We start from the raw sequence: 20,445 nt of genomic DNA, 5'->3' as shown, positions 1-20,445 counted from the left end.
TTTAGCATGATTTAGCAATAAGGATAAAGGAGAGAAATCAATGATTGCTAACAGGAAAATGACGTATTGGCTGCTCATTATGACGCTGCTCCTTTCGGTGATGGTTCCGACAGGCGTGTTTGCGGCGACTGGGGACATCAAGGAGATTAATATCGAGGGAGCGAATACGACCATTGAGCTCGGCGTGGGCAAGACGAAGCAGTTGAAAGTTAATGCTTTACTAGAAGGGGGTGGCACAAAAGATGTGACCACTACTGTAAATTGGACAACCTCTGACGTTAGCGTAGTTAAGGTCAGCGGTGGTTTGGTAACAGCCCTGAAAAGCGGTACGGCTACCGTAACGGCGGAATATAACAACCCAACCACGGAAGTCGGGTCCGTTTCGATTATCACCATTAAAGTTACGGATACCTACTCCGCATTAACCTTGGATTACAAGTTGGACGGAAAATATAGCCTGGACAGCTCCGAATCGGATCTGACCGTCACGGCCAAGGCAAAGGTGGACAATGGGGCGATTGAACCGAAGGACGTTACGGCCGACGCGGAGTGGTCTTCCTCCAATACCGGCGTACTAACGATCGAGAAGGGTAAAATCACTTTGGTCAGCGCCGGGGAAGCCACGATTACGGCCAAATATGCCGGTCTGACCGCTTCGTTCAAAGCCAAGGTCACTTCCCCGTATTCTGGTTTGAAAATGTACCGGGTCGAGGGCTCATCCGACGTCGTCATCGGCGAGGAGGAAGATCTGGAGCAAATCACGGCCGACAAAGAAGTGAAGCTTCGGGTTAAGACGGTGTTGGCCAGCGATTTGAATAACACAAATGACGTTTCGGACAAAGCGACCTGGGCTTCTTCGGATAACGGTGTCGCTACCGTGGAAGAGGGGGTCGTTAAGATTTTGTCGACGGGCAAAACGACGATTACCGCCACCTATCACGGTGCTCAAGTGAGCGTAGACATCTACGTGCGCGCGCCGTACGAGGCTATTCTGCTGACGCCGTCCGGCGATCAAACGGTGTTCATCGGCGAAACGCTGAGCATGCATGCCGGTGTGAGAAGCAGCGCCAATGAAACCAAGGATGTCACCAGCCAAGCTAACTGGTCTTCCTCCAACAAATTAATCGCAACCGTGGATGCAAATGGCGTCATTTCGACCAAAGCGGCCGGAACCACGACCATTAAAGCGAGCTATCAGGGCGTAAGCAAGAGCTTCAAGCTGACGGTTCACCCGACCATTATCAAGCTGGAAGCGGAAAAAGCCGAGTTGGACGTTTACAAAGGGGAGTCGGTCAGCTTGCCGAAAGTCACGGCGACGAAGCTGGACGGCGAGAAGCTCGATTTTAGCAATGAAATCGTCTGGACCTTGGATAAGGAAGACATTGCAAAGATCGAGGACGGTAAAATCGTCACGAAGGATAATGATAATACCGCGCTTTCGACGACATTGACGATCACGGGCAAACTTCCCGAGATCAGCGCAGGCTTGACCCCCAATGGGAATTTCCCGATCCGCGGAGTGCTGGACAGCAACTTTACCGTTAAAGTGAACGTAAAAGAGAAGGTGTTGACTCTCCTGGTTCCGGAAACTTCGATGAGCATCGTGATGGGCGAGGAAACGGCGCTGCCGAATGTAACTGCCGTGTATGAAAACGGGGAGGAGGTCTCCGGCCTTACGGGCGTGGAATGGACTTTAACGGGGACGAACGCGGTACTGAAAACGACGGCATACGGCAAGAAAATCAAAGGGTTGAACAAAGGATCGGCAACGTTGAAAGGAACCTTCGAGGGAAAGACGGTAAGCATTTCCGTCACGATCGAGAAGAAAATCTCGAAAATCGTTGTTGAGCCGACTTCGATCGAATTGAATATCAAAAAATCCAAATCGATTAAAGTGACCGGGTACTACACGGACGGCTCGAAGGTAACGTTATCGTCCAAAATGGGCTGGGTCTCCTCGAATACGGACGTAGCGACGGTATCGTCCTCTACGGTCAAAGCGGTAGCCGAAGGATCGGTTACGCTGACCGGCTCGTATCAGGGGCAAACCGTAACCGTAAAAGTGAATGTGGTGCCGAAGCTGATGAAACTTGAAGTGAGCGAGAAAAGACTGCAGTTGGCCCCGGGTTCGGCCAAGACGCTGGTGCTTACGGCAACTTACGATACGGGCAAGGTAGTTACGGTAACCGGCAGCGCGACCTGGACCAGCTCGAAAACTAGCGTAGCCAAGGTTTCGGCCGGCAAGATAGAAGCGGTGGCCAAGGGTTCCGCTTCGGTTAAAGCGAAATTTGGCGGCAAAACGGTCTCGGTCAACGTTCATGTCAAATAAATGAAAGGAACTCGGGTCTGCCTTCCAAAGGAGGGCAGGCTTTTTTTTAGGCTTTAGCCAAGTTTTGGTTGATTTTCGGCTAGGGTATACCCTATAATTAGAACAAATGTTCTGGGAAGAGGATTATATCATCTATGAATGGACAGAAGACAAGATGGACGGTTGTTGGCATATTCTTGGTTTGGTTATGCATCCTGATTTCGGGCTGCGTGCCGGAAGGATGGGAAGCGGCCGGGGGGCGACCGACCGAGAACGCCTCGATCCTTTCCGGAGCGGAGGGGGATGGTCGGCTCCGCGTTATTTTCCTGGATGTCGGGCAAGGCGCTTCGCAGCTCCTGATCAGCCCCTCCGGGCACACGATGCTGATCGATGCCGGCAACAATGACAAGGAAGAATTAATGCTGCACTATTTGCAGGCGTATGGGGTAAGCCGCCTGGACCTCGTGATCGGGACGCATCCGGATGCGGATCATATCGGCGGATTGGACCGGGTGATCGACCGATTGGACGTTGGCGAGATGTATATGCCGAAAGTCCAGTCCAATACGAAGACGTTCGAATCGCTGTTGAATTCCATTCACAGCAAAGGGTTGAAGGTGAAGTCCGCCAAGGCTGGACTGGAGCTGGCCTGGGACGAGCGGGTTCAGGTGAAAATGCTGGCCCCGGCGATGGCAACCGGTGACAATAACAACATGAGCGCCGTCGTCAAAGTGACTTATGGCCGAACCTCCTTTCTGCTGACCGGAGATGCGGAGGCCGAAAGCGAACGGGCCATGCTCGAATCGGGAGCGAACCTGAAGGCGGATGTCCTGTTGGTCGGGCATCACGGCTCGAAGTCGTCAACCACGGCACGTTTCCTGAATGCGGTTAAGCCGAAATACGCAGTGATTCAAGTCGGCGACAATTCCTATGGGCATCCGACGAAGACGGTTCTGAACCGACTGGCCAAACAACAGGTGGAAGTGTATCGCAACGATCTGCAGGGGACGGTGGAGATTGTAAGCGATGGCGAGCGGTACCAAATTACGACGGAAAGGTAAGATGGGGATGATTCATATCGTGGAAGGCTTTGAAGGTGATGTGTGCATCCTGGAGTCGGACGGGATCACCCGGAACGTCCCGCGTTCTCAGGTTGATCCTTCGGTCAAACCGGGCGACGTCGTGGAATGGGACGGCGGAAAATGGGTCCCCAATCTGCGGAAAACCAAACGAAGAACCCGCCAAATCCGCGCGTTGATGGAAGAAGTGTGGGAAGATGAGGAGGAATGATGGAGATGTTGACACGACCGCAGCCAGGGGAATACGCGGAGCATTTTGCGCCATATATTAACGAGGTGCCGGATGGTGATTTGCTTGCCTTTCTGGAGTCGCAGCCCAAGCTTCTGCGGCAGGAATGGACCGGAATTAGCGAGGAACAGGCAAACTATCGGTACGCCGAAGGAAAATGGAGCGTCAAGGAAGTGCTGGGCCATATAGCTGATACGGAGCGGGTCATGAGTTACCGTCTGCTGCGAATCGCTCGAGGGGATACGACGCCGCTTCCGGGGTTCGAAGAGGAATTGTTCGTCCGCCAAGCCGGATTTGACCGGTTGTCGCTAGAGGAGTTGCTGCGCGGCATCGAGATCGTGCGGGAAGCGACGCTGGTGTTGGCTCGCCAGCTGGACGCCGCCGCCTGGGCCCGGATGGGTACCGCCGCCGGAGAACCGGCCTCCGCCCGCGCCTTCGCCTATATTATCGCGGGGCATGCGCAACACCATGCGCGAATTTTGCGAGAACGGTATGCCCGGGCTTAAGCGGGCGGACGCAACGAACAAACGGACGGAACAGCCATTCCTGAGGATGACTGCTTCCGTCCGTTTGTTTGGGTTCGGATTATTCGTGGGACAGGATCATTTCAAGTTCCCCGCTTAATCGGTAAGGACCAAAGCCCGCCGGCAGAATCAAATGATCGCCCTTGGCCAGGCCGTAGCTTTGGCCGTCTGCCGTCAGCGTACCGTTGCCTGCGAGTACGCTGAAGATCGTATATTTCTCGTTCGCGGCAACCTCGGTGTCGGCGCCGGAAACGTTCCATTTTTCCACCGTAAAGAAGGAATTGGAGACGAAGGAAGTGACCGTCAGGTCGCCTTTGCGCGTAGTTTCGTAGGTAACCGGTACATAGGCTTGCGGTACGGTGGTGACGTCGATCGCCTTCTCCAGATGCAGCTCGCGGGTGTTGCCGTCCTTGTCGCGGCGGTCATAATCGTACACGCGGTAGGTCGTATCCGAGCTTTGCTGCGTTTCAAGCACCACGATGCCTTTGCCGAGCGCGTGCAGCGTGCCGCTGGGGACGTAGAAGAAATCGCCCGGCTTAACCGGCACTTTGGTCAGGAAGCGGTCCCAGTCGCCGTTTTCGATCATCGTGACGAGTTCCTCTTTCGTTGTTGCCTCATGGCCGTAAATGATCATGGCGCCCGGTTCGGCATCAACGATGTACCAGCATTCGGTCTTGCCGAGCTCGCCGTTTTCGTGTTGACCGGCATAGGCGTCATCCGGGTGCACCTGCACCGACAGATCGTCGGAGGCGTCGAGAAGTTTCGTCAGCAGCGGGAATACCTTGGACGAGGAGCGGAACAGCTCCGGATGCGAGGTCCATAATTCCCCCAGCTTCATGCCTTGGTACGGTCCGTTCTTGACAACGCTTTGCCCGTTGGGATGCGCGGACACGGCCCAGCATTCGCCGGTATGGTCATTCGGAATGTCGTAGCCGAACAAGTCTTTCAGCTTCGTTCCGCCCCAAATGCGCTCTTGGAAAATCGGCTGCAAAAAAATCGGTTCGTTCATGGTTATCGGACTCCTTTATCTCTTTAGATCAGTATGGAATATGGACTAAAGCGGCGGCGCCGATCAAGCCGGCGTCCTGATGAAGCGCGGCGGGAACGATCGGCGTTTGCCGGCCGGAAGGGTTCAGGGCGTACTTGGACACGTAGTCCCGAACGGCATCGAACATCGGAGCGCCAACCTGGGAGACGCCGCCGCCAAGGACCAGCTTCTCCGGATCAAATGTGTTGATCAAGGTCACGCAACCAACGCCGATGTATTCATACACCTTGGCCACAAGCTCCTGAATGGGAGTATGCCCGGCTGCCGCCAGATCAAAAGCTTCCTTCGAGGAAACTTCCCGGCCAAGCAAAGCCGAGGCTTGTCTCGCGACCGCCGTGCCGGAGGCCACGTATTCCCAGCAGCCCTTCTGCCCGCACACGCAGGTGCCGGCAGAAGGGTCAACAACGAAATGCCCAACGTCGCCGGCATTGCCGGAAGCTCCGGTGATCAGCTTGCCGTGGGAATAAATCCCCGCGCCGATGCCCGTGCTGATTGTGACGAACACGAAGTGATCGTCTTTCTTCGCGGCTCCAAGCCACTTCTCGGCCAATGCGGCAGCGGTAGCGTCGTTCTCGAGCCGAATCGGCAGGCTGAAATGCCGCGCCAGCGAGGCGACGACGGGGAAGTTCCACCAGCTTCGCAAATTCGGCGGCTCGGCAATTTTTCCTTCCTTTGTATTTAACGGCCCCGGAGCTCCGACGCCGATGCCCAAGAGCTCTTTTTCCGCCACCCCTTGTGCGCTGAGGATATCCCGAATCGCGGTGGCCATCCGGTCGACCATCGCTTCCGGCGCCACCGTCTGGTCGGTCGGCAAAGAGGTTTTGGCCCGTACTTCTCCGTCCGCGCCAACGAGGCCAATGGCGGTCTTGGTGCCGCCGATGTCGATGCCTATTGCGTAATTCAACGTTCATTCCTCCTGTGGAAGTGAAAATTCCGCCATTAACTTGACAAACTTGACAAATTGGATATTTGTAAAGTAGCATGTAGGCTAAGTGTAGCACGTTTCGAAAGGAATGAAAAGAATGGGCCGTAAAAAGAAAATATCCATGCAGGATATCGCCGATCGGCTGCAGATTTCCAAAAATGCGGTGTCGCTTGCGCTGATGAACAAAAAAGGCGTCAGCGAAGAGATGCGCCGTCTTGTGCAGCAAACCGCCCGGGAGATGGGCTACGGTCCTTATGCGCCCCAAGAGAGCGGAAAGGCCAACATTCTGGTGCTCGTCCCCGAGCGGATCATGAGTTACCAGGATAATGATCATTTTCAGTTTTTTCACGACATGATTTGGGGACTGGAGCGGAGCGCGCGCAAAAAAGGCTTTAACGCCGTCATTACCCCGCTCGACCGGGAGACGGAAACGGCTCGCTCGCTGCCCGGAACATTTGCCGACATTCCGTACCGGGGGGTCATTCTGTTCGGCATCGCCGACCGGGGGTATGCCGAGCGCATTTGGGGGCTGGATACCCCGCTCGTGCTGATGGACTCCTATTACCGCGACCTGCCTTGTCCGGCCGTCACCTCGGCCAATCTGGAGGGGGCTTACGCCGCCGTTTCGTATTTGATTGAAGCCGGCCACCGGCGGATCGGGTTTATCGGGCCGACGAACCTGTCGACCAGTCATGAGGAGCGGTGGTTCGGGTACGAGAAAGCGATGAAGGAGCGGGGGCTGGTCATTCGGGAAGCGGATTGTCTGACGACCTCTCGGGGGTATAATAACACCGTTGCGGAGATGGCAACCTTTTTGGACAGGCTTGGCGAATGGCCGACGGCGTTCTTCTGCGGGAACGACCGTATCGCTTATTTGCTCGCCGGCTTATTGAAGGCGAGAAACAAGCGAATGCCGGAGGATGTCTCCGTCGCCGGGTTTGACGATTTGCCTTACGTGAACGGGGAAGGGTTGAACATAACGACGATGCGGGTGGAGAAGGAGCGCATGTGCGATGCGGCGATTCATCTGCTGGTGTCGGAGCTTGGCCGTACCCGCGAAGCGATTCATTGGCAAGTCCGGCCGACGCTGGTAGTTCGCGGGTCGGTAGCCCAGAGGCCGTAACGAATCGAGAACAGTCATGTCATTGACGCGGAAGAAACAAAGGGTGTCCTGAGGGAACCGGCCAACCGATCCTCGGGACACCCTTTGTTATTTGGTGCAGGCGCTTGGCCTACATTCCTGCTTATTTGTTCAGCGCTGCTTCGTAACGTTTCTCCACTTCGGACCAGTTGATCACGTTGAAGAAAGCGGCGATGTAGTCAGGACGTTTGTTTTGGTATTTCAGGTAATACGCGTGCTCCCACACGTCCAGGCCAAGGATCGGCGTTTTGCCTTCCATGATCGGGGAGTCTTGGTTCGGCAGGCTGTATACGGACAATTTGCCGTTTGCGTCTACCGCAAGGAAAGCCCAGCCGCTGCCGAAACGAGTCGTTGCCGCTTTGCTAAAGTCTTCCTTGAACTTGTCGAAGCCGCCCAGTTCGCTGTTGATCGCTTCAGCCAGCTTGCCGGAAGGTTGGCCGCCGCCGTTCGGACCAATCGTTTCCCAGAAGAGAGAGTGGTTGGCGTGGCCGCCGCCGTTGTTGCGAACCGCAGTGCGGATGCTTTCCGGGACGCTGTCGAGATCAGCGATCAGCTCTTCCACGGATTTGGATTGAAGTTCCGGAGCGGATTCCAGAGCTGCGTTCAGGTTCGTAACGTACGTATTATGGTGACGATCATGGTGAATCATCATCGTTGTTTCATCGATATGAGGCTCGAGCGCGTTGTTCGGGTAAGGCAATGCAGGTAATTGATGTGCCATTCTTAATCAATCCTTTCTTCTCCGATATGTAATAGTCATTCCGACAAATCTAATTATAAAGCTGCACTTCGACTTAGTCAACATAAATGTATGTTAAGTATGTTAAATGATTCGCAAATATTGACAAATGCGTTTGCGATCTTCATAATGTGGGTTCAAGCAGAGTAAGTCCTAAAGTTTGGGGTGAAAGACGTCATGGGGTTGGGCATCGTAATCGTCGAGGTATGCGACAGTAACCTGATGAGCGCGCTTGAGCTGGAGAAGCTGGAAGAGGAATATCCCGAAATCGCCGTAATGCGCCAAGACTGTCTTAGTTTATGCGGCTTATGCAAGCTTAGACCGTACGCGCTGGTTAATGGCAAACGGGTCGCCGGCAAGACGACGGAGGAGTGTATCCGGCTCGTCAAGCAAGCCATCGAGGACGAATTAAGCGTTTATGATATATAACCCAAAAAAGCAGCCCAAGGGCTGCTTTTTTGGGTTTATCGCTTCCGCTGGCGGATCACATATACGCATTTTTTGCCTTGCTGGGCCAAGCATTCCGTGCGTACGACGTCGGCATCCAGCAGCGATTCGAACAAATTCAGCTCGCAGTCGCAGGCGTGGTTGTAGCGGTTGGCGATTTGCGAGATCGGACAGTTATGCTCCATGAGCACGTATTCGCCGCCGTCGTTCTGCTGGAGTTCGGTCATATAACCGTTCTCGTTTTGAATTTCCGACAGGGTCCGCACCTTTTCGGTCAGCGATTTGCCTTGCATATCGGCCATATATTTACGGCTCAGCTTCTCTTTGCGGCGGTCGAACAGGCGGTCCACCATCCCTTCGCCGCTTTCCTCGGCCAGTTCGTCCAGCAGGTCCAGCGTAAGCGAATGATATTTCTTCGGAAAAAGCCCCTCGGCGAGCTCCGTTAATCCATACACCGCGGTCGGCCGCCCCGGCGTTTGCCGAACCATCTTCGATTCGATCAGCCCGTCGCGTTCCATCGTGCCGATATGCCGGCGCACGGCCATTTCCGTAATCTGCAGTTCTGTCGTAAGCTCCTTGGCGCTAAGGGGGCCGGCGGTTTTCATCAGATGAAGAATCCGCTCGCGAGTCGTAAGGTCTTTGTTTGCGTTCATGCGTGACACTCCCTCTCGGGTGATAGTTCCGGCGGTCTTTAGCTTTGCGGGACGGCGAGGGCCGACTCCCGGCACGCTTCCGAACAGAAGCCGTGATGCTCGTCTTCGCAATCCTCGCAGCATACGTACTGCAAGTTGCAGACGGGACAATTGATATATCGGTCGTGCGTCGTGCCGCAGTGATGGCAGTTGGCGATCACGACATCCTCCTCCGTCCGGTTGATCGGCACGGAGATTCGTTCGTCGAAGACGTAGCACTTGCCGTCAAACAGGCGGCCGTTCACCTGCGGATCTTTGCCGTAGGTAACGATTCCGCCCTCCAGCTGGGCGACGTCGCGGAAACCTTCGTTCAGCAGGAAGCCGGTCAGCTTCTCGCAACGGATGCCCCCGGTACAGTAAGTCAGGATGGTCTTATCCTTGTGCTCGCCCAGGTTTTGCCGGATCCATTCCGGAAACTCGCGGAAGGAATCGATCTCCGGCCGAATCGCGCCGCGAAAATGGCCGATATCGTATTCGTAATCGTTGCGTCCGTCCAGGACGATCACATCGTCCCGCTGCAACTGCTCGTAAAATTCGACGGGGGAGAGGCGTTTGCCGCTGATTGTGTTCGGGTCCAGCTCCTTCTCGCAGCGGAACGTGACCAGCTCTTTTTTATGGCGAACGAACATCTTCTTGAACGTATGGCCCTCGGCTTCGTCGATCTTGAACACGATGTCGGCGAACAGCGGGTTGGCTTTGAGGTCGTTCATATACTTCTCGGTTTGCTCCCACGTCCCGGATAACGTCCCGTTGATGCCTTCGGCGGCGATCAGGATGCGTCCCTTGATGCCGAGTTCTTTGCAGTACTGCAGATGCTCGGCGGTGAGGGCGGCGGGATTCTCGATTCGGACAAACTTATAAAATAATAATACGCGGTAGGCGTGTTGTTCCATTATTTAAATCACCTATTCTATGTTGAATTCTACTGCATTGTAGTCTAAGGCTCCCAACTTAGTCAATATATAAGTATAGTAAGTATATTAATGCGGGTCCAGCGGATATTCTTTCCTTGGGCAAAGGTTTGGTGAGAGGGGGGGCGTTCGCCGGGGAAGCAGATAAAGAAAAAGAAGGCCTTCCATTGGAGGCCTTCTTCCATGCGCCTGGCCATTACGCCGTGCGTTCAACGCTTCGCGGTTGTTTAGGCGCCGGGGTTGGTGTTCCGGCATCGTCTTTCTTATGGAACAGCTTGCGGAGGTAAGGAAGCACGTAGTAGTCGAGGCCGATTTTGCCGGCGTTGGCGGCGGCAACGATCACCAGCACTTCAAGGATCAGCATTTGCGCGTTGGTGCTTACCGTACCCGAGAAGAGAAACGCGGCGTTCATCACGAGGCCCATCAGCGCGGCGAAGGTGGTGAAGGTGCCGAGGATCAGCCCGACGCCGACCAGGAATTCGCCGTAAGGCACCAGGATGTTAAAGAGGTCAACGTTCGGCAGGGCGACGTGCTGCAGGAAGGTCGCCCACCAGCCTTGCACGGCCGGATGGTCGCCGGTGCTGTTCGCGATCGCTCCGGTCAGGAAGCCCGCGGCGTCGAAGCCGCCGGTGATTTTATGGAAGCCGGCTTCGATCCATTGATAGCCGAGGTACACGCGGATGATGGTCAAGAGCCACATCGCCGCTTTGTTTGTTCTAAGGAAATTGTTAAACATAATTCCCACTCCTTTGATTTTCGTTTGTCTTTTTTTGGGATGATCATCTTTGATGTCCTTATTATATGTGATATTTTTCACTTAACATGTGATTTAAATCACAAATATAAAAATTTAAAATAATAAATTTTGAAATATAACAGCAAGGCGGATGTGGAACCACCTTGCTGCATGTTCGTTTGCACTTATTTGGTTGGATCCTTGCCCTTATCCTCGCCCGTCAAGGTCTCCGCCCATTCGTCCATCATCTCGCCGACGAAATCCTCGAGCTTTTCCGTAGCCGATGTGGGGTGTTTGGGGATGGGAATCGGATCGACGCCGGGGCCTTTTCCGGGAGGCAGGATGTCTTGCTCTTTATCCATGTCCATTCGTGCCTGCTCCTTATCCTTAAGAGTCTAGTGGTTGACTTTGATATGATGATCCGGCGTAACCTTATGCGTCAGCAGCTCGGATACGGTTACGAACCGATAACCTCGGCTTTGGAGCTCCGGTAAAATCACCTTTAACGCTTCGATCGTCTGCGTACTGTTATGCACGTAATCATGCATCAGGATGATATCGCCGTTGCGGGCGTTATTCAGCACCTTGCGGACGATTTTGTACACGCCGGGCGATGCCCAATCCTTCGTATCCTGATGCCAGGACCAGAGGATCATCTTCAGGTCGTTATGTTTGGTTAACTCGACGATGGTTTCATTATAATAACCGCCCGGGGGACGGAACAGGACCGGTTTATGCCCGGTAGTCTCGAATACGGCTTCCTGCGTCATGGCCATCTCTTCCGTTAAGGTCTTTAACGGCAGCCTGTGAAAGGAAGGATGGTGATAGGAGTGGTTGCCGATTTCATGCCCGTGCGTTTGTTCCATTCGAACGATTTCGGGAAAACGTTTGACGCGGTCGCCGACGACGAAGAAGGTCGCCTTTGCCTGGTACTGTTCCAGAAGTTCAAGAATTTTCGGGGTTTGCCGCTCATCCGGCCCGTCGTCAAAGGTCAAGGCAATGTATTTCTCCGGCATCGGCACTTCCCATACAATGTCCCCGCGTTCCTCGTAGTAACGTCTTTCCTTGCCCTGAGCCGGGGATGTCGCCTCTGCCGCAGGGGATAGAAGCGATGCCGAGAGGGTGATGGCGAGTACTGCCCCCAGTTTGTTTTTTAACATCGGTTTTACGTGCCTCCATCGACTAAACTTGAAGAAATTGTCCGGCCGGGAAGCTAGCGCTTCCGGCGGTCGGCGCTGTTTGTTTAGTTTGGCTACACGCTGGCGCTTTTATCCTTATTCGGGGGAATTGTCCGACCTTTCAAAAAATTCACCGCTTAGCAAACGGTCGACGAACCGCTGCAGCCACTCGTAATAACTGACGGCATGCTTCAGCTTATGCAAGTCCTCCAAGCACCGTTTACGCTCCTCTTCGGAGGTCTCCAGCTCCAAAATCGTTTCGGAGAGGGGAGGGATTACGGCACCCAGGGCTCCCTGCATGACATCGATTTCGCGTTGCAGCTTGGCGGCAAAAAAGGCCTGAAACGCTTTGAAAAAATCGGTTTCCGCCGTGTAGAGATCTTTGCGGGCGTTCTTTTCGTCCAACTTGACCACCATCTTCGATTCGATCAGTGAGCGGACGGCATAGCTCATATTGCTCTTGCTCATATTCATGCTTTGCTGCATTTCTTCCAGCGTCATGGGCCGATCCTCGAAAAACATGATGCCATACAGCTGGCCGTAGGAGTAGTTCACGCCGTACAGGTCCATCGTCTGCGCGATCGCATCGATGACCTTGGCGCGCAGTTCTTCCCGGAAATTTTGCGGCTCCGGCATTTTCCCCGAAGTTGGTTTCTTCACCGTAACACCTGCCTCGAAAAATTTTACACAAAATTAATCGCCGTTTCACGCAGAGATAACCCAATGAAATGAAAATGAACGTACAATAAATATTGAACAAAGTAATGAAATACAAATTTTCAGCTCTATTATAACAAATATTCAATGGATATTGAATGAAGAAAAAGGAGGATCCATGAAACGTTCGTTTTGGGCGGAAGACGTCCGGGCCCTGCTGTTTACGCTTCCGGCGATGGTCCCGCTGACGATGTTCTGGTTTTATCCGCTGGGATACATCATCTACCTCAGCTTCACGGAATGGGATTTCATGAGCCCGGACAAGCTGTTCGTCGGTCTGCAAAATTATCGCGATCTGTTCACGGACCCCGCCTTCTACCAAGCGCTCCGGGTCACCGCGTTGTTTTGCCTCGGCAGCGTAGTTCCCGTCGTCGTGTTCGGCTTGGGGCTGGCGCTGCTGCTGAACCGGAACATGAAGGGCGGCTCCGTCTACCGAATGCTGATATTCTCCCCTTGGGTGACGCCGACGGTGGCGGTCTCGATCGTTTGGTCGTGGATTTTTGAACCCGAGGTCGGCCTGGCGAACACCCTGCTGAGGATGTTGGGTCTGGAAGGCGTTCGCTGGCTGGAGGATCCGAATTGGGCGCTCGTCGGTGTCCTGCTCGTGACCGTTTGGAAATCCGCCGGCTGGGGGATGATTTTCTATCTCGTTGCATTGCGCAATTTACCCGCAGAACTGTTGCAAGCGGCCGAGCTCGACGGTGCCAACCGCTGGCGCAAGTTCTGGAACGTCACTTTGCCGCTGATTTCGCCGACGACCTTCTTCCTGGTGGTGGTTCAGCTCATTCAAGCTCTGCAGGCGTACGATCAGATCAATGTGCTGACGCAAGGCGGACCTGCCGGTTCAACGCGCACGTTGCTTTATCTCTATTATCAGTCGGCTTTTGACGCGTTTCAAATCGGTCAGGCTTCTTCGGTGGCGATTACGCTGATTATCGGGTGCGTAGGATTATCGCTGCTTTCGTTCGGGGTAGGCCGGCGGACCGTGCATTACTCTTCATAGGAGAAAGGGGACCATTCTAATTGATGTCAGGTAATAAATGGGGCTCCGCCATCCGCCATGTCCTATTGGCGGCGGTAGCGCTGCTGATGGCGTTTCCGTTCTACTGGATGGCGACCAGCGCGCTGAAGAGCAATGACGAGATCTGGCAGTTTCCACCGACGATCTGGCCGCATAGCCCCAAATGGGGACAATTCGCCGAAGCCTGGGCCGCCGCTCCGTTTGAACGGTACATGTTCAACAGCATCTTCGTGGCTGCGGTCATCGTCGTCATCCAGGTGGTGAATTCGGGGATGATGGCTTATGCCTTGACCCATATGAAATTCCGCCTGAAAGGGGCATTCACCGCGTTGGTCCTGGTGGGGTACATGGTGCCGAGCACCGCGGTGTACCTTCCGGGTTATATTGTGCTCGGCCGGCTCGGGTTGCTGGACTCCTATGCCGGATTGATCCTTTCCAACTGCGTCAGCGTATTTTCGATTTTCTTGATCCGGCAAGCTTTTCTGCAAATCTCGCATGAGCTGGTGGAAGCCGGGCAAATCGACGGGGCGTCGCATCTTCGCATCCTTTGGACGATCCTGCTGCCGCTTGCGCGCTCTTCGTTTGCGGTGCTCGGACTCATTACGTTTATCGAGCAGTACAACAACTATTTCTGGCCGATGCTGATCACCAAAAGCCAGCACTTGCAGCTCGTTTCGGCCGGTCTGCGCAGCTTTTTCGTGGAAGGAGGTGCTTACGGGCTGAAATGGCCATTGATTATGGCCGCCAGCGCCTTCACGATTGCGCCATTGCTCGTGTTGTTCGTGCTGACCCAGAAAACAATCATGAAAAGCGTCAATTTGTCCGCAGGTGCTAATAAAGGGTAAACCCATGAAATTGAAACCATTTATTGGAGGTTAGGAAATGTCGAATTGGAAAAAATCATGGTTCGGACTGTTCATGACGTGTACGTTCCTGCTCATTAGTGCTTGCGGAGGGGGCTCCGGCGCGGCAAGTAATACGGCCGATCCCGCCCAGGCCGCGCCGTCCGGGAATACGGCGAATGCCGATCATACGACTCAAACGTCAGAACCGGTCACCATCGAGTTTTGGTACGGACTGGGCGGCAAGCTGGGCGAAAACATGCAGAGTTTGATCGATAAGTTCAACAGCTCCCAGCAGGAAGTGATCGTCAAGCCGGTCGTGCAAGCCGACTACAGCGAAACGGAACAAAAGCTGCAAGCAGCCATCGCCTCGGGCTCCGTACCGGCCGCGGTGCTGTCGTCCAACGTAGACTGGGCCCGCAAAGGTTATTACGCTCCCTTGGATGAGCTGATCGCCGCTTTGCCGGATTTTCATTCGGAGGATGTGGTGCAGACGTTCCTGGAACAAGGGAAGGTCGACGGCCAGCAGTTTTTCCTGCCGATGTACGGTACGACGCAGGTCATGTATTACCGGAAGGATGCCTTCGAGAAGAACGGCATCAATGCCGAAGATCTGACGACCTGGGAGGCGCTCGCCGAGGCGGCGGCCAAAATGACCGTGAAGGAAGGCGGCAAAACCGTGTTCTACGGCTGGGAGCCGATGTGGGGCTCGGGCAACATGATTGACGCGGTGTATAGTAAAGGCGGCCAAATTTTGAGCGATGACGGCAACACGGTGCTGATCGATTCCCCGGAATGGGCGGAAACGTGGGAGCTGTTCCGCAAATGGATCCATGAGGACAAAATCATGCGCATCCATTCCGGCGGTCAAGGCTGGGAATATTGGTACAAGACGATCGACGATGTGATGAAAGGTCAAGCGGCGGGTTATACCGGATCCAGCGGCGATCAGGGGGACCTCGATTTCAGTATTGTCGCGGCGATGGAGCAACCGGGCTGGGAAGGCGTCGGTGAGGGTAGACCGGTTGCCGAGGCGATTATGGCGGGTATTCCGTCTGCAGCAAGTCCCGAACAGCAACAGGCCGCGATGAAATGGTACAGCTTCTTCATGAGTCCGGAGAATACCGCCTTCTGGTCGATGAACACCGGTTATATCGCCGTACGCCAATCGGCGCTGGAAGACCCTGAGTTCGTCGCTTACAGCAAGCAGAACCCGCAGGCGACCGTGCCTCTGAAGCAGGCAACGCATGCCTCGAAGCCGTTCCAGGACCCGACGGGCGGCAAAATCAGCGATGCGCTGAAGATCGCGGCCGACAAGGTGCAAATCAGCAATACCCCGGCAGCCGAAGCGCTGAAGGAAGCAAAGGAGACGGCGCAGCGTGAGCTTGATCGGATCCGGAAATAATCGTCACCGCGCGGTCGCTTTAACCGTTGCGGGGATGGCGTTCGAGATCGAAGCGATTTTGTTCGATAAGGACGGCACGCTGATGGACTTTATCTACACGTGGGGAAGGTGGGGCGAGCTGCTGCTCGCCCGTTTTTCCTCCGAGTTGACGAAACGGCGGCGGCCGCCGCTATCCTCCGATCTGCTGCATGTTTGGGGGATAAGGTATGACACCGAGGGGCAAGTCTCCGGGTATGACCGGAACAGTCCGGTGTCGATGGGGACGATGGATGATCTGCTGACGCTGCTGGCGCTGGAGGGCTACAAGGCGGGCCTCTCCTGGGCGGAAGCCCGGGTGCTTGCGACGCAGTGCCGCGAGGCGGCGGACGAAACGCTGGAACGTTCGCGCACAGCCCGGTTGCTGCCGGAGGTAACGCCGTTCCTCGAACAATGCCGGCAGGCCGGTCTCCGGCTCGGCATCGTCACGTCCGATGAAACGGCGGCGGCGGAGAAGCACCTGGAATGGCTGGGCATTCGCCCGTACTTCTCCGTATGTGTCGGGGCGGATCGGGTGAGCCGGGGCAAGCCGTATCCGGAAATGGCGGAGCTGGCCTGCCGAGAGCTTGGCGTGGAGGCGGCGAAAGCGGCCGTCATCGGCGACACGGACGGCGACATGCGGATGGCCCGCACCGCAGGGGCGGCGGCAGCCATCGCTTTGGATGAGGGCCATGCCGGGGGGAGGGAAGGCTTCCCATCGGCGGATGCCGTGATCGCGGGATACCGCGAGCTGCGGCTCGGGCATGTTCGGTAATACCGGAAAGGTGGAAGAAGAAATGGGTTGGTTATTCCTGGCTCTGGCCATCGTGCTGGAGTTGTCCGGCACGGTGTCGATGAAGCTGTCGGATAGCTTTACCCGACTGGTTCCTTCGGTGCTGATGTTTGTTTTTTACGGGGCCAGCTTTACGTTTCTGAATTTTGCGCTGGGGTATATGAAGGTAAGTACTGTTTATGCGGTATGGTCGGGGGTGGGCATCGTACTGATTTCTTTGGCGGGAAGTATCCTGTTTCAGGAGAAATTATCGGTGCCCTCGATCTTGTGGATCGGGGTGATCGTCCTCGGCGTCATCGGATTGAATTTAAGCGGTAAGGGAGGTTAAGGCATTGGTGAATGGACAGGAGATACATGAAGGCGAAGCCCGGCGGGATGAGGAGCTTCTGCTTGCGTTTCAGGTGATCACCGACACGCATGTTCGGGCGGACGAGTCGCATACGTATAACGTCAACCTGGAGCGGGCCTTGCGGGATATCGCGGCGATCGGAGCCGGAAGCGTCGGAATCATGCATGCGGGGGACGTGACCGATCACGGGTTCTCGGAGGAATACGAAGCGTGGAAGCGGATTTGGGAACGGTTTGGCGGGACATTGCCTGCGCTGTATGTGACGATGGGGAATCACGATGTCGCGTTGGGGAACTGGGAGTCGCGTTTGGGGCAATTTTTGCGCGGTACCGGGGCGGAGGGCATCTATCATGATCATTGGATTGACGGATATCATTTTATTTTTCTTGGAACCGAAGAGGGGCTGGAGTTGTTCAGCTCACTGTCGGAGAAGCAACTGGCATGGCTCGATGACAAGTTAGGAGAAAATGCTGCCGCCGACCGACCGGTGTTCGTCTTCCTGCATCAGCCGCTGCTCAACACGGTCGCCGGATCCTACGAAGCACAACGCTGGTATGGCGTCGTGCAGGATGCGGAACTGCACGCCGTGCTGACCCGCCACCCGCAGGCGATTCTGTTTACGGGGCATACCCATTGGGAGCTGGATGCGCCTCACACTTCTTATGGCGTGCGAGGCGAAGGGCCGGCGATGTTCAATGCTGCTTCGGTCGCCTATCTATGGACCGACGACGACGAACACAAGGACGGCAGCCAAGGCTTCTACGTAGAGGTCTACCGCGACCACGTCCTCGTGCGCGGCCGGGACTTCGCCCGCGGCGAATGGGTGGAGGCCGCGCAGTTTCGGGTGGAGTATCCGCGGGGTTAGCAGGTGAATGGGGAACACTAACATACTTTAATCATAACCACCCGTCCAACGGGTGGTTTGCTCTTGGGGTATAACCCCCTGTTGCCAAACTGCGCCTAAAGACGCTAGCCTGACAATAAAATTGTTCAGGCTCAGTGTATTTTGTCACCTTCACTTACCAGTTAAACTGGTTTACTTCTTCTTGCCACCGTTACTGCTGAACGGATCTTCATATTCTTTTACACTCAGCTTATCCATCGCCTGGTCGTGTACTTCTTGTTCACGAATATACTTTGCTACGGTAGCTTCATTCAGTCCCACTGTACTCACATAATATCCCTCCGCCCAAAATTTTCGGTTCCCGTATTTATACTTTAATTGGGCATGTTTCTCAAAGATCATGAGGGAACTTTTTCCCTTCAGATATCCCATGAAAGATGACACGGATATCTTTGGTGGAATGGCTACCAACATGTGTACATGATCCGGCATCATATGACCTTCTAGAATCTCCACGCCTTTATACTTACATAGACGTTTGAAAATTTCGATCAAGTCTTTCCTCACTTGATTATAGATTTCTTTCCGTCTATACTTCGGGGTGAACACAATATGGTATTTGCACATCCACTTTGTGTGAGCAAGACTGTAGTTCTTGTTTGCCATCTAAGACCATTCCTTTCATTGAGCCTGAACATCTCAATTTTATCGGGATGGTCTTGTTGGTCAAACCCTCGTTCCCTCCACCCGCATAGCGGGTGGTTTTTTGTTTCGCACGCTTCGCGTACTCAACTGGCTAAAGCCTAAACGAGAACGCGCGCCTTTTGGGGCGCGTGTTTTTTGGGCGGTGCTATGGTGTATGTTAGAAGACTAGCAACTGGCGACGAGCCGTCGCCTTTTTGCTGGTAGATGGTGGCTGGTCGCTTGGCTGCGCAAACGGACACCAGCGCCGTTATTTCGGTTGGGACGCAAGCCTGCCCATTTTAAGGGACCTCAAAGGCCTTATTTGGTCTGTTGGTGGTGAATCCGTGACTATTTTTGCCCAATAAGGTCACTTGAGTCCGTTAGCTCGGGAAATCTCCGGGAAAAGAGCAAATAAGGTCGGTACAGTCCGTTAGAGGTTGGGAGGTATCGAAGATACAAAGATGTAGGAAACTTTATATTAGTATGGTAAATTATAGTTAAATAATCATTGTCTTAGGAGTAGATGAGCTTGAAAACACGGTACAAACTATTAACTTCTAGCCTAATCGTAGCAGCATTATTCGTGTTAACGTCGTTCGCAATCTCCCAAGAAAACCGTACTGACGGTCCGCATAATTACGCAACTCAGGGAAAACCGGGTAACGTTGTTGATGATAAAATTGAATCTTTACCTTTCGAAACTCAGTTGATTAACTCCGTTCAGCATGAAGGGAAATCGGCTTACACCGGTGAATTTGTCACTGCACCTGAACAAGGTGAGCACTTGGATGTCTATTGTAAAAATAATGGTACAGGAACGATTTACATGAACATTAAGCGAAACAATTTGGCTTTTGTATCTGATCTTGTAATAACACCAGGCAACCAGCGGACCCAAACCTTCAAAGAACTATATAATGAGGGAATTAGGGGAGAGTGGGAAGTCTACATCTTTTCAAGGGATGGGCATGAAATGAGTCTCGAAGTCTCGGCAAAACAATATTGAATGTCAGCCTAGCCAACGATAAATCATATCCAATCACTGCCCCACCCTGCAGAAAGCCTACTAGCCACTTTCCCCGTTCTACGTACAGATAGCTAATCTACAATAGAGTTAGCAATCTGAACGAGTTCAGAAATACTGTACAAAGGAACAAAAGCACCATCCTCAACCTTATTCGATGCTAAGGCATAGGTTAATCCATGCTTTCTCCAATAGAGCCCGCTTAAGCTTAGTGTGTTTTGGATCCAGGTTTGTGTCCCATCGCTTAATTTTGGCCCTTTTTTTCCATCGGGCTTGGATTTATCCTTCGAATTCGAAACAGCCAGTATCAGTTGCTCACCTCTCTCTTCATTAGCAAAGGTCAGTTGAATCAAGTCAAAGCTAGCTGGGACGATATCGGCAGATTGATGAGTAATCGGAAAAGGAACTTTAGGAATGGGAACCTCGAAAGGGACTTCTTGCAAGGTATCTTCAAAAGATTTACAACACTGTGAGCCTGGGTCCCACACTGCTACACCATCTCTTATGGATAAGCCTGGTGAAGGTGGGGGAGTTTGATCGACACCCTTAGCAACCGGAGGGGGACTATTTCGCTCCCCAGTCCCACAACCACTACATAGCAGCAGAAGAGCAACAAAGAAGCAAACATAAATAGTTCTGTTCAAAATCAATCATCTCCCATTTTCAAAATTTAATATCATTCTTGCCAAGTCAACTCATCTCGGCTTGCTTTGGGATTGTTCTTCACTATTTGCCTGCCATGTACACACCGGTCTTACGCAGTGGTCTATCTTCGCAGCAAGCCTTATTATAAT

At 53.8% G+C, this 20,445-nt stretch carries 24 protein-coding genes; 13 read left to right on the top strand and 11 right to left on the bottom strand.

Translation table 11 applies throughout. From position 1 onward, the window contains the following. Positions 1-40 precede the first annotated feature (40 nt). From ACZF99_RS16310 to ACZF99_RS16295, 4 genes are all read left to right on the top strand, one after another. On the top strand, positions 41-2,329 hold the full coding sequence (locus tag ACZF99_RS16310; RefSeq protein ID WP_483606130.1) for an Ig-like domain-containing protein: 2,289 nt from the start codon (positions 41-43) through the stop codon (positions 2,327-2,329). Positions 2,330-2,463: 134 nt separating this feature from the next. Further along, a complete protein-coding gene (locus ACZF99_RS16305) occupies positions 2,464-3,369 on the top strand; it encodes a ComEC/Rec2 family competence protein (protein ID WP_483606129.1) in 906 nt (301 codons plus the stop codon). 1 nt (position 3,370) lies between these two features. Further along, complete coding sequence (locus ACZF99_RS16300; RefSeq protein ID WP_483606128.1) at positions 3,371-3,598, top strand: DUF3006 domain-containing protein; 228 nt, start codon at positions 3,371-3,373, stop codon at positions 3,596-3,598. A 5-nt stretch (positions 3,599-3,603) separates the two neighbouring features. Then, positions 3,604-4,122, top strand: coding sequence for a DinB family protein (locus ACZF99_RS16295; RefSeq protein ID WP_483606127.1), 519 nt, complete (start codon positions 3,604-3,606; stop codon positions 4,120-4,122). 79 nt (positions 4,123-4,201) lie between these two features. Here the strand turns inward: ACZF99_RS16295 and manA are convergent, their stop codons facing one another. Further along, positions 4,202-5,149, bottom strand: a complete 948-nt coding sequence (manA, locus tag ACZF99_RS16290; RefSeq protein WP_483606126.1) for a mannose-6-phosphate isomerase, class I — start codon at positions 5,147-5,149, stop codon at positions 4,202-4,204. A gap of 28 nt (positions 5,150-5,177) precedes the next feature. Further along, entirely contained in the window at positions 5,178-6,092 is a 915-nt protein-coding gene (locus tag ACZF99_RS16285) for an ROK family protein (protein WP_483606125.1), read from the bottom strand. A gap of 118 nt (positions 6,093-6,210) precedes the next feature. Between ACZF99_RS16285 and ACZF99_RS16280 the strand changes: the two genes are divergently transcribed. After that, the gene (locus ACZF99_RS16280) at positions 6,211-7,236 is read left to right on the top strand and encodes a LacI family DNA-binding transcriptional regulator (RefSeq protein WP_483606124.1); all 1,026 of its coding nucleotides are present in this window, start codon (positions 6,211-6,213) and stop codon (positions 7,234-7,236) included. A gap of 121 nt (positions 7,237-7,357) precedes the next feature. Here the strand turns inward: ACZF99_RS16280 and ACZF99_RS16275 are convergent, their stop codons facing one another. Further along, positions 7,358-7,975 (bottom strand): superoxide dismutase, encoded by a 618-nt coding sequence (locus ACZF99_RS16275; RefSeq protein ID WP_068785018.1) that lies wholly within the window; start codon positions 7,973-7,975, stop codon positions 7,358-7,360. A 195-nt stretch (positions 7,976-8,170) separates the two neighbouring features. Between ACZF99_RS16275 and ACZF99_RS16270 the strand changes: the two genes are divergently transcribed. Beyond that, positions 8,171-8,422 carry a YuzB family protein gene (locus ACZF99_RS16270; protein WP_483606123.1) on the top strand — a complete coding sequence of 84 codons (252 nt, stop codon included), beginning with the start codon at positions 8,171-8,173 and terminating at the stop codon, positions 8,420-8,422. Between the two features lie 35 nt (positions 8,423-8,457). Here the strand turns inward: ACZF99_RS16270 and ACZF99_RS16265 are convergent, their stop codons facing one another. From ACZF99_RS16265 to ACZF99_RS16240, 6 genes are all read right to left on the bottom strand, one after another. Then, positions 8,458-9,093 (bottom strand): helix-turn-helix transcriptional regulator, encoded by a 636-nt coding sequence (locus ACZF99_RS16265; RefSeq protein ID WP_483606122.1) that lies wholly within the window; start codon positions 9,091-9,093, stop codon positions 8,458-8,460. A 38-nt stretch (positions 9,094-9,131) separates the two neighbouring features. Next, a complete protein-coding gene (trhO, locus tag ACZF99_RS16260; protein WP_483606121.1) occupies positions 9,132-10,025 on the bottom strand; it encodes an oxygen-dependent tRNA uridine(34) hydroxylase TrhO in 894 nt (297 codons plus the stop codon). A gap of 214 nt (positions 10,026-10,239) precedes the next feature. Continuing rightward, positions 10,240-10,779: a DoxX family protein gene (locus tag ACZF99_RS16255; protein WP_483606120.1), complete on the bottom strand. Its 540-nt coding sequence runs from the start codon at positions 10,777-10,779 to the stop codon at positions 10,240-10,242. A 185-nt stretch (positions 10,780-10,964) separates the two neighbouring features. Continuing rightward, the gene (locus ACZF99_RS16250; RefSeq protein WP_483606119.1) at positions 10,965-11,147 is read right to left on the bottom strand and encodes a hypothetical protein; all 183 of its coding nucleotides are present in this window, start codon (positions 11,145-11,147) and stop codon (positions 10,965-10,967) included. Positions 11,148-11,174: 27 nt separating this feature from the next. Beyond that, complete coding sequence (locus ACZF99_RS16245; protein ID WP_483606118.1) at positions 11,175-11,939, bottom strand: polysaccharide deacetylase family protein; 765 nt, start codon at positions 11,937-11,939, stop codon at positions 11,175-11,177. A gap of 114 nt (positions 11,940-12,053) precedes the next feature. Next, positions 12,054-12,593, bottom strand: a complete 540-nt coding sequence (locus ACZF99_RS16240) for a GbsR/MarR family transcriptional regulator (protein WP_483612785.1) — start codon at positions 12,591-12,593, stop codon at positions 12,054-12,056. A 199-nt stretch (positions 12,594-12,792) separates the two neighbouring features. Between ACZF99_RS16240 and ACZF99_RS16235 the strand changes: the two genes are divergently transcribed. The 6 genes from ACZF99_RS16235 to ACZF99_RS16210 are packed head-to-tail and all read left to right on the top strand — an operon-like array spanning position 12,793 to position 17,964. Continuing rightward, positions 12,793-13,677, top strand: coding sequence for a carbohydrate ABC transporter permease (locus tag ACZF99_RS16235; protein WP_483606117.1), 885 nt, complete (start codon positions 12,793-12,795; stop codon positions 13,675-13,677). A 23-nt stretch (positions 13,678-13,700) separates the two neighbouring features. Next, positions 13,701-14,540: a carbohydrate ABC transporter permease gene (locus tag ACZF99_RS16230; RefSeq protein ID WP_483606116.1), complete on the top strand. Its 840-nt coding sequence runs from the start codon at positions 13,701-13,703 to the stop codon at positions 14,538-14,540. Positions 14,541-14,577: 37 nt separating this feature from the next. Further along, positions 14,578-15,942, top strand: coding sequence for an ABC transporter substrate-binding protein (locus ACZF99_RS16225; RefSeq protein ID WP_483606115.1), 1,365 nt, complete (start codon positions 14,578-14,580; stop codon positions 15,940-15,942). Beyond that, complete coding sequence (locus tag ACZF99_RS16220) at positions 15,917-16,732, top strand: HAD family hydrolase (RefSeq protein WP_483606114.1); 816 nt, start codon at positions 15,917-15,919, stop codon at positions 16,730-16,732. The genes ACZF99_RS16225 and ACZF99_RS16220 overlap by 26 nt, the downstream gene beginning before the upstream one ends. Positions 16,733-16,754: 22 nt before the next feature. Then, a complete protein-coding gene (locus ACZF99_RS16215; RefSeq protein ID WP_240271689.1) occupies positions 16,755-17,078 on the top strand; it encodes a DMT family transporter in 324 nt (107 codons plus the stop codon). 7 nt (positions 17,079-17,085) lie between these two features. After that, positions 17,086-17,964 carry a metallophosphoesterase family protein gene (locus ACZF99_RS16210; protein ID WP_483612783.1) on the top strand — a complete coding sequence of 293 codons (879 nt, stop codon included), beginning with the start codon at positions 17,086-17,088 and terminating at the stop codon, positions 17,962-17,964. Positions 17,965-18,135: 171 nt separating this feature from the next. Here the strand turns inward: ACZF99_RS16210 and tnpA are convergent, their stop codons facing one another. Then, positions 18,136-18,609, bottom strand: coding sequence for an IS200/IS605 family transposase (tnpA, locus tag ACZF99_RS16205; RefSeq protein ID WP_240268557.1), 474 nt, complete (start codon positions 18,607-18,609; stop codon positions 18,136-18,138). Between the two features lie 547 nt (positions 18,610-19,156). Between tnpA and ACZF99_RS16200 the strand changes: the two genes are divergently transcribed. Then, positions 19,157-19,633 carry a hypothetical protein gene (locus ACZF99_RS16200; RefSeq protein ID WP_483606113.1) on the top strand — a complete coding sequence of 159 codons (477 nt, stop codon included), beginning with the start codon at positions 19,157-19,159 and terminating at the stop codon, positions 19,631-19,633. A 92-nt stretch (positions 19,634-19,725) separates the two neighbouring features. On the opposite strand, the gene ACZF99_RS16195 is transcribed toward ACZF99_RS16200, so the two are convergent. After that, positions 19,726-20,295: a hypothetical protein gene (locus tag ACZF99_RS16195; protein ID WP_483606112.1), complete on the bottom strand. Its 570-nt coding sequence runs from the start codon at positions 20,293-20,295 to the stop codon at positions 19,726-19,728. Between the last annotated feature and the right edge of the window lie 150 nt (positions 20,296-20,445).

The organism is Paenibacillus sp. JL3B1040 (assembly GCF_057063165.1).
The sequence above is the reverse complement of the archived record's forward strand: the minus strand, read 5'-3'. Positions and strand labels throughout refer to the sequence as shown.